Annotated in this window: 7 protein-coding genes; 4 read left to right on the forward strand and 3 right to left on the reverse strand. The window is 69.6% G+C overall.

Going from position 1 to position 6,308, the window contains the following annotated elements; all coding sequences use genetic code 11:
• Window positions 1-80 precede the first annotated feature (80 nt).
• The 3 genes from groL to arsM all read right to left on the reverse strand — a co-directional run bounded on the left by groL (window position 81) and on the right by arsM (window position 3,070).
• Entirely contained in the window at window positions 81-1,700 is a 1,620-nt protein-coding gene (gene groL, locus ACWEOE_RS08220) for a chaperonin GroEL (protein WP_452005612.1), read from the reverse strand.
• A 97-nt stretch (window positions 1,701-1,797) separates the two neighbouring features.
• On the reverse strand, window positions 1,798-2,091 hold the full coding sequence (groES, locus tag ACWEOE_RS08225) for a co-chaperone GroES (protein ID WP_009072407.1): 294 nt from the start codon (window positions 2,089-2,091) through the stop codon (window positions 1,798-1,800).
• A 202-nt stretch (window positions 2,092-2,293) separates the two neighbouring features.
• Window positions 2,294-3,070, reverse strand: coding sequence for an arsenite methyltransferase (gene arsM, locus ACWEOE_RS08230; protein ID WP_452005615.1), 777 nt, complete (start codon window positions 3,068-3,070; stop codon window positions 2,294-2,296).
• An 80-nt stretch (window positions 3,071-3,150) separates the two neighbouring features.
• Here arsM and ACWEOE_RS08235 point away from each other — a divergent pair, with 80 nt between their 5' ends.
• The 4 genes from ACWEOE_RS08235 to ACWEOE_RS08250 form a co-directional block, all read left to right on the forward strand.
• The gene (locus tag ACWEOE_RS08235; RefSeq protein ID WP_452005617.1) at window positions 3,151-3,504 is read left to right on the forward strand and encodes an ArsR/SmtB family transcription factor; all 354 of its coding nucleotides are present in this window, start codon (window positions 3,151-3,153) and stop codon (window positions 3,502-3,504) included.
• A complete protein-coding gene (locus ACWEOE_RS08240) occupies window positions 3,501-4,190 on the forward strand; it encodes an aquaporin (protein ID WP_452005620.1) in 690 nt (229 codons plus the stop codon). Before ACWEOE_RS08235 ends, ACWEOE_RS08240 begins: the two co-directional genes overlap by 4 nt.
• The gene (locus ACWEOE_RS08245) at window positions 4,187-4,582 is read left to right on the forward strand and encodes an arsenate reductase ArsC (protein ID WP_452005623.1); all 396 of its coding nucleotides are present in this window, start codon (window positions 4,187-4,189) and stop codon (window positions 4,580-4,582) included. Before ACWEOE_RS08240 ends, ACWEOE_RS08245 begins: the two co-directional genes overlap by 4 nt.
• 279 nt (window positions 4,583-4,861) lie before the next feature.
• A partial coding sequence (locus ACWEOE_RS08250) for an N-acetylmuramoyl-L-alanine amidase (RefSeq protein ID WP_452005626.1) occupies window positions 4,862-6,308 on the forward strand: 1,447 nt, incomplete at its 3' end.

A 6,308-nucleotide genomic window follows, 5' to 3' on the forward strand; every position in this document is an offset into this window, starting at 1 on the left:
GCGGCCTGACCGGGCCGAAAACAAAAGCGGGGCGGTACTCCCGAGAGGAGTGCCGCCCCGCTTCGCGTTGCTGGTCGAGATCAGTGCGCGTGCCCGTGGCCGTGGCCACCGGCGGCGGGCTCCTCCTCGACCGGCTTCTCGACCACGGAGCTTTCCGTGGTGAGCACGAGCCGGGCGATGGAGGCCGCGTTGGCGACCGCGGAGCGGGTGACCTTGACCGGGTCGACGATGCCGGCCGCGATCAGGTCGGTGAGCTCGCCGGTGGCGGCGTTGAAGCCCTGACCCCAGCTCTGCTCCTGCACCTTGTTCACGATGACCGCGCCTTCGTGGCCCGCGTTGGTCGCGATCCAGAAGAGCGGCGCGGTGAGCGCGTCGCGGACGATGCGGACGCCCGTGGCCTCGTCGCCGGTCAGGCCGAGGTCGCCCTCGAGCTCCTTGACCGCGTGGACGAGCGCCGAGCCGCCGCCGGGGAGGATGCCCTCTTCGACGGCCGCCTTCGTGGACGCCACGGCGTCTTCGATGCGGTGCTTGCGCTCGTTGAGCTCGGTCTCGGTGGCCGCGCCGACCTTGATCACGGCCACGCCGCCGCCGAGCTTCGCGAGCCGCTCCTGCAGCTTTTCGCGGTCCCAGTCGGAGTCGGTGGTCTCGATCTCCTTGCGGATCTGCGCGATCCGGCCGGCGATGGCGTCCTTGGAGCCCGCGCCATCGACGATCGTGGTGTCGTCCTTGGTGACGACGATGCGGCGGGCGCGACCCAGCGAGCTGAGGTCGATCTCCGACAGCTTCACGCCGATCTCAGCGGACACGACCTCGCCGCCGGTGACGAACGCGAGGTCGTCCAGGAACGCCTTGCGGCGGTCGCCGAAGAACGGCGCCTTGACCGCGACGGCGGTGATCGTCTTGCGCAGCGAGTTCACCACGAGCGTGGACAGCGCTTCGCCGTCGACGTCCTCGGCGATGATCAGCAGCGGCTTCTTGGCCTCGACGACCTTCTCCAGCACCGGGAGCAGGTCGGTCAGCGCCGAGATCTTCTCGCGGGACAGGAGGATGTAGGCGTCCTCGAGGATCGCCTTCTGGTCCTCGGGGTTGGTGGCGAAGTGCGCCGACAGGAAGCCCTTGTCGAACTGCACGCCCTCGGTGATCACGAGCTCGGTCGCCAGGGTCGACGACTCCTCGATCGTGATGACGCCGTCCTCGCCCACGCGCTCGACGGCCTCGCCGAGCAGCTGGCCGATCGTGGCGTCGCGGGAGGTAACGGTGCCGACCTGCGCGATGTTCTCGCGGCCCTTGACCGGGGTGGCCTTGGACTTGAGGACCTCGACGACCTTCTCGGCCGCGGCCTCGATGCCCTTGCCGACCGAGGTCGGGTTGGCACCGGCGGCGACGTTGCGGAGGCCGACGCGGACCAGCGACTGGGCCAGCACGGTGGCGGTGGTGGTGCCGTCACCCGCGACGTCGTTGGTCTTGGTGGCCACGTTCTTGGCCAGCTGCGCGCCGAGGTTCTCGAACGGGTCGTCGAGCTCGACCTCACGCGCGACGGTGACACCGTCGAGGGTGATGGTCGGGCCGCCGAACTTCTTGTCCAGAACGACGTGGCGACCGCGCGGGCCGAGGGTCACCTTGACGGCGTCGGCGAGCTTGTTCACCCCGCGCTCGAGCGCGCGACGAGCGTCCTCGTCGAAACTGATCTGCTTGGGCATAGCGTGTTCCGCTTACCTTTCAGGTGGGTTAAGACGCAAGAACGCCCCGTCCCCCGGCTGCTGCGGGGCCCGGGGCGTCATGCGCTGCGAGCGGACGTCAGTTGATGACGGCCAGCACGTCGCGGGCGGAGAGGATCAGGTAGTCCTCGCCGTTGTACTTGACCTCGGTGCCGCCGTACTTGGAGTAGATCACGACGTCGCCCACGGCCACGTCGAGCGGCACACGGTTGCCCTTGTCGTCGATGCGGCCCGGGCCCACGGCCAGAACCTTGCCCTCCTGGGGCTTTTCCTTGGCGGTGTCGGGGATGACGAGGCCGGAAGCGGTCGTCTCCTCGGCCTCACTCGTCTGGACAACGATCTTGTCCTCGAGCGGCTTGATGTTCACGCTCACCGGGTTGACCTCCACGGTCGTCGAAAGCGTCGGCAGGATGACTTACGGCTCCTACCACCCCCGCCGTCGCGGGTGCCGGGCGTGTTCGGGCCGTTCGATTAGCACTCTAGCCACGGGAGTGCCAGGTTTGCAAGGAGGGTCCATCCGACGTGGGGGAACTTCGCTCCGCCGGGCCTGACCGGCGGTTTTGTTCCGCGGTGGTTCAGCGGGCCTCTCCGCGGTGGTCGGGGTGCCCGGCAGCGGGCTTGACGGCGCGGACGATCGCCGAGTGCATGCCGTCGGCGACGGGGTGGGTCGGGGTGATGTCGACGTCGGTGAAGCCCGCTGCTTCCAGGCCGTCGCGGTACTCGGCGAAGGACAGGGCGCCCGCGATACAGCCGACGTAGTCCCCGCGCTCGGCTCGCTGCGCGGGCGACAACGTGTCGTCGGCGACGACGTCGGACACGCCGAGCCGGCCGCCCGGCCTGAGGACGCGAAAGGTCTCGGCGAAGACGGCGCCCTTGTCGGTGGACAGGTTGATCACGCAGTTGGAGATCACGACGTCGATCGTGTCGGCGGGCAGCGGGATGGCTTCGATGGTGCCTTTGAGGAACTCGACGTTGCCGGCGCCCGCCTTGGCCGCGTTTTCCTTGGCCAGAGCCAGCATCTCGTCGGTCATGTCGAGCCCGTACGCCTTGCCGCCCGGACCGACGCGGCGGGCGGACAGCAGGACGTCGATGCCTCCGCCCGAGCCGAGGTCGAGGACGTGCTCCCCCGGGTTCAGGTCGGCGACGGCGGTGGGGTTGCCGCAACCGAGCGAGGCGGCGAGGGCTTCGGCGGGCAGCGCATCGCGGTCGGTGGCGGGATAGAGGGTCTCGCCGAATTTCTCGCCCACTTCGACGGATTCCGGCCCGCAACACGCGGCGCCGCCGTTCGAGGCCTTCAACGCCGCCGCGGCGTAGCGCTGCCGCACCGTCTCGCGCAAGTCTGAATCGGTCATCACGCATCACCCCAACTGCCTGTATCGATGATTGTGGATGCAACCTTGCGCCTTGGATCGACAAACGTCAAGATAGACGGATGTCGATGCAAGAGCTGGAGCTGGCCGACCAGTCCGCTGCCTGCTGCGCCACCCTGTCGTCCACGCCGCTGGACCCGGCCGGCGCGACCGAGCTGGCGAAGGTGTTCAAGGCCCTCGGTGACCCGGTGCGACTGCGGCTGCTGTCGATGATCGCGTCGCGCAAGGGCGGCGAGACGTGCGTGTGCGAGCTGACCCCGGCGTTCGACCTGGCCCAGCCGACGATCTCGCACCACCTGAAGCTGTTGCGGCAGGCGGGTTTGATCGACTGCGAGCGACGGGGGACGTGGGTCTACTATTGGGTTGTTCCGTCCACAATGGAGCGTCTGGCCGGCGTGCTGCGGGTCGAGGCGTGACCGCCTCGCTCCGGCGCCGGGCCGCCGCCGAGGCGGTGGGCACGGCGGCGCTGGTGGCCGTGGTGGTCGGCTCCGGAACCCAGGCGGCGCGGTTGTCGCCCGACGTCGGCGTGCAGCTGCTGGCGAACTCCCTGGCCACCGTGTTCGGCCTCGGCGTGCTCATCACCCTGCTCGGCCCGGTCTCCGGGGCGCACTTCAACCCGGTGGTCTCACTCGCGTTCTTCGGGCGCGGCCTGGCCCTGCGAGAGGTCGCCGCGTACGTGCCGGCGCAGATCGCCGGGGGCGTCGGTGGCGCGGTGCTGGCGAACGCGATGTTCGGGCAGCCTCTCGTGCAGTGGTCCGGGCACGACCGCTCCGGCGCGCAGCTGTGGCTCGGCGAGGTCGTGGCGACGGCGGGGCTGCTCCTGCTGATCTTCGGGCTCGGCCGCGCGGGCCGCGCCCACCACGCGCCGGTGGCGGTCGCGTCGTTCATCGGTGCCGCGTATTGGTTCACGTCGTCCACCGCGTTCGCGAACCCGGCGGTGACCATCGGCCGCGCGTTCACCGACACGTTCGCCGGGATCGCTCCCGGGTCGGTCGCACCGTTTGTCGTCGCGCAGTTCGTGGGTGCGGTGGTCGGTCTGGGTCTTGTCGCGGTGTTGTTCGGACGTAGGGATGTTGTCGCACTTCAAGAGGCTCGCCCATGACTCGCCCGACTGCGCTGTTCGTCTGCGTGCACAACGCCGGCCGTTCCCAGATGGCCGCCGCCTTTCTGAGCCACCTCGCCGGCGACCGCGTCGAGGTCCGCTCCGCCGGGTCCGAACCCGCCGACGCGCTCAACCCGGCCGTCGTGGCGGCGATGGCCGAAGCCGGCATCGACCTCTCGGCCGAAACCCCGAAGGTCCTGACCACCGAAGCGGTCCAGTCCTCCGACGTCGTCATCACCATGGGCTGCGGCGACACCTGCCCCGTCTTCCCCGGTAAGACCTACCTCGACTGGCAACTCGACGACCCGGCCGGCAAACCACTCGCCGAGGTCCGCCCGATCCGCGACGAGATCCTTGCCCGGGTACGGGCGCTCCTGGCCGAGCTCACCTGAGTAGTCGGGGTCCTGGGGATCACTGAGTTCTTCATGTGAGGCGTTGAGGAAACGCGTGTCGACGAAGTGACACGGAAGCGATCCACAACCAACCTCGCAGACGGGACCTGGGCCGCGAAGTACGGTGCGCTCTCGAATCAGCCGACGTTCGACGGCTCGTTGGTCGTGGTCGTCAGCCGGGGACAAGCGGGCAAACCACCTGCTTGAAGGCTTACCGGGCGCGCGGGTTTCTGGTTAAGTTTCGCCGGAAAGGTACCTACACCTGGGGGTCCTCACCGAATGTCGAACTCCGTTTCGCGGCGGTTGGCCGTCGCGGGTGGGGCGGGGGTGCTGGTGGTCGCGTTGGCGGCTGCCGGGAGCCCGGCCCTTGCCCAAGAGCAGAACCAGCAGCGTCAGCAGGACTTCGTGAGTGCGGCGCGCGAGTTCGGCGTGCCGCTCGACGTGGTGCTCGGGGTGTCCTACCTCGAGTCGCGCTGGGATTATCACGCCGGGACGCCCAGTACGGCGGCCGGGTACGGGCCGATGCACCTCACGGACCTGCGGACGGCCGGGGTCATGACCAGCGAATACGACACCGGTGAAGATCCGCGGGGCGATGACGCCCGACCGGCGTTGAGGCCCGCGACCGCGAGGAAGACCACGCAGGCGCCGCCGAGTCTGCAGACCGTGGATCAGGCCGCGGCGCTGCTGCGCACCGACGCGGCGACGCTGCGCACCGACCCCCGGCAGAACATCCGGGGTGGCGCGGCGCTGCTGGCCGAGTACCAGCGCAAGCTGGGCGTCAGCAGCGAAGACCCGAAGGACTGGTACGGCGCCGTCGCGGCGTACAGCGGGTCGGACGACGCGAACGCGGCCCGGACGTTCGCCGACGAGGTGTACAGCACGATCAAAACCGGCGTCACGCGCACGACCGACGACGGTCAGGCCGTGACGCTCGCCCCGGACTCCGACGTCACGCCCGACACGAAGCAGGCTGACCGCCTGGGCCTGAAAACCGCCGCGCCCGCCGCCACGGAGTGTCCGAAGACGGTGGCGTGCGAGTCGGTGCCGGCACCGTACCAGGAGCTGCCCGGCGGCGACTACGGCAACCACGACCTCGCCGACCGGCCGCAGAGCCAGAAGATCGACACGATCGTCATCCACGACACCGAGGGCTACTGGGACGACGCGCTCACGCTCGCGCAGGACCCGACGTACCTCGCGTGGCACTACACCGTGCGCTCGCAGGACGGCCTGATCGCCCAGCACGTGGCGACGAAGGACGTCGGCTGGCACGCGGGCAACTGGTACGTCAACACGAAGTCCATCGGTGTCGAGCACGAGGGATTCGCCGCGCAGGGCACCTGGTACACCGAAGCGATGTACCGCTCGTCGGCGAAGCTCGTGGGCTACCTGGCGAAGCGCTACGGCGTGCCGCTCGACCGCGCGCACATCATCGGCCACGACAACGTGCCGGGCACCACTCCCGCCACGATCGCGGGCATGCACTGGGACCCCGGGCCGTACTGGGACTGGTCGCACTACTTCGACCTGCTGGGCGCGCCGATCAAGGCCACGGGCCGGCCGGGCTCGTCGATGGTGACGGTGGCCCCGAGCTTCCCCACCAACAAGCCCGCCATCACCGGCTGCGACAAGATCGGCTCCGGCGACCCGTGCGCCGCGCGCGGCGCCCCGGGAGGCGCGGAGCACACCCCAACCGAACCCCCCGCGACCCCACAGGAGGGAC

The sequence above is a fragment of the Amycolatopsis sp. NPDC004368 genome, assembly GCF_053602515.1.